This is a genomic window from Mesorhizobium sp. M4B.F.Ca.ET.017.02.2.1 (genome assembly GCF_003998955.1).
GTDB lineage: Bacteria > Pseudomonadota > Alphaproteobacteria > Rhizobiales > Rhizobiaceae > Mesorhizobium > Mesorhizobium abyssinicae.
Genome location: NZ_RZOF01000657.1, coordinates 1 through 890, shown reverse-complemented (window position 1 = coordinate 890; position 890 = coordinate 1). Strand labels below are relative to the sequence as shown.

Sequence of the window (890 nt, the reverse complement as noted above, 5' to 3'; positions counted from 1 at the left end):
GCGTTGGAGACGCGCTTGTTCTCGCCGTAGAAGGAGCGCGCCATCGGCGAAAGCTGCGCCGTCTTGAAGGCGATTTCCGGCGGCGGCTCGACGCCCATCAGGCCGGCGGCATAGGCGACGACATCCTGCGGCGGCGCCGGCTCGTCGTCGGTGACGTTGAAGATGCCGCCGCGATTTTTCCCGGCCAGATGCCAGAGCGCGCCGGCGATGTCGTCGCAATGGATGCGGTTGAACACCTGGCCGGGCTTGACCAGCCGTCTGGCGGTGCCGTCGGCCAGGTTGACCAGCGCGTTGCGGCCCGGACCGTAGATGCCGGAGAGGCGCAGGATCGCCACCGGCCGGCCGATCTCCTGGCCGAGCTTCAGCCACTCCTGTTCGGCGGCCACCCGCATCACCGAGCGCTTCGACACCGGTCGGCACTCGGCCCTCTCGTCCACCCAGCCGCCGCCATGGTCGCCATAGACGCCGACGGTGGAGAGATAGGCGATCCATTCCAGGGCCGGCATCGCTGCGATCGCCTCGCGCGCGGCGCCGAGCACCGGGTCGCCGGCCTCTTCCGGCGCCACCGAGACGATCAGATGCGTGGTCGTTTTCAAGGCCTCGCCGATCTCGGCGGTCAGCGCGCCGTCGAAGCGCAGCGGCGCGATGCCGGCCTGGGCGAGCGCCGCGAACTTCTCCGGCGAGCGCGTCGTGCCGTGGATCGTTGCGGCGTCGCGATTGGCGCGGGCGAAGGCCTTGCCGGAATAGCCGGCACCAAAGACGAAGAACTGCTTTTCACTCATGCATGGACCTTTGCTGGCAGGGCCGACAGCCATTCGTCGCGCACTGTCATATCATCTTCGGTTGCCAGCGCGGTGGCGGCGCGCTCGGCGAACTCGGTATCGGGTAGA

Annotated in this window: 1 protein-coding gene; it reads right to left on the bottom strand. The window is 68.7% G+C overall.

Annotation, left to right across the window (positions count from 1 at the left end):
- The coding region (locus EN738_RS34665; protein WP_145967063.1) for an SDR family oxidoreductase at positions 1–782 on the bottom strand (782 nt) is incomplete at its 3' end.
- Positions 783–890: the final 108 nt, after the last annotated feature.